Origin of the sequence: Vibrio sp. M260118, from assembly GCF_036533755.1 — a bacterium.
Lineage (GTDB): Bacteria > Pseudomonadota > Gammaproteobacteria > Enterobacterales > Vibrionaceae > Vibrio.
The window spans coordinates 1-1,306 of sequence record NZ_JATABG010000589.1 but is presented as its reverse complement, the minus strand read 5'-3'; the positions used below and the strand labels follow the sequence as shown (position 1 = coordinate 1,306).

Below are 1,306 nucleotides of genomic sequence, written 5' to 3'. Positions count from 1 at the left end.
ATATAAGCACCTCCATCACTCTGATGGCTTGATAGGCGCGTTCTAGACTCTCGACCCCAACGAGAATATCGGCGATTTTACTCGCGGTTTGTGGGCTGAATTTAATGCCATAGGCAGCGTTATCGAGAAGCTGCTTGATATTGCGCGCTTCCGGGATGGCTGATTGAAGCTTCTCTATCCAGTGATGCTTGAGCCAAACAATGATTGAACTGTGCGGTTTTTCTACATCACTTGAGAGCTTGCCTGTAATCATATGAGGCAACCCCGGACCATAAAGCAGCAGGGTATTGTGTTCAACCTGACCTATCGCATCTCCGGCTAAATAGTTACCACTGAAAACCTTGTCTGGGTCGAGGTAGAGCACAAGTTCATACTCAGAATGATAGTGCCAAGGGCAGGAAAACTCTTCCTTCTTTACTCGGCAGTGAAACTCTCTAACTATCCAATCGTAGCTTGGAGTGCTGAGTACGTTTTCAATAAATGGTTTCATTAATAGGCCTCAATTTAAGGTCGACACAACCTTATCGCCATAGATTAATTCGGAGGTTTCTCTCCGTCAAAAATTTAATGAAAGTTGACGGATAAGTATTAGAACTGGCTCGGATACTATCAATTGAAGTGCATAGCTTTGATTAAACTAGTGCTACAAATTAACACCTACGCATAGAGATGATTACGAATCATGTATAGAGATACAACTGCCCTGTTATTTATATTTACCGCCTTTGTCTCTGGCTTGTGCGGTGCTTTTTTTTACCCTCTCTCAAGTTTATTCATTGTTGAGATGTTAAACGCAACGCCAATGATGTTGAGCTTATATATGGTACTAGCCGTTGCAAGTTCTGTTGCGGTTTCGCAGCTATTGGCGGCTCAGTCAGATAAGAACTGGCAACGAAAAACCATTCTTGTTGTCTCACTCACTTGCTATTTCATTACGGTGGTGAGCTTCATTTTCGTCCGTGACTATTGGGTTGGAGTGACCATAGCTACGTTGTTTGGCAGCGTGAGTGGCGCTGCCTTTGGTCAGCTGTTTGCTATGGGCCGCGAATACGCGGATCAACACTTAAAAGACAGCACGACGTTTCTTTCGACAATGCGTGCGGGCATCGCTATAGCTTGGGTATTTGGGCCTCCATTAGCATTTATGATCAAAGCCAGCTTTGGTTTTAGTGCGGCTTTTGCTGTTTCTGCCGTGATTGTCAGCTTCGGCATTTTGGTTATCTTGCTGTTTTTGCCTTCATGCAAAGTAGTGGTGGAAGAGGGAGAGAAGCAGGGCTCGAAGCCTCAATCTAAAGATCGTTTTCGG

General features: G+C 44.6%; 1 protein-coding gene and 1 pseudogene. One reads left to right on the top strand and one right to left on the bottom strand.

From position 1 onward, the window contains the following. Window positions 1-490 (bottom strand): annotated as a pseudogene (locus QTO00_RS19825) (AraC family transcriptional regulator); the annotation flags it as partial. 192 nt (window positions 491-682) lie between these two features. Here QTO00_RS19825 and QTO00_RS19820 point away from each other — a divergent pair. Continuing rightward, window positions 683-1,306: MFS transporter (locus QTO00_RS19820; RefSeq protein WP_331426275.1), on the top strand; the 624-nt coding region annotated here is incomplete at its 3' end.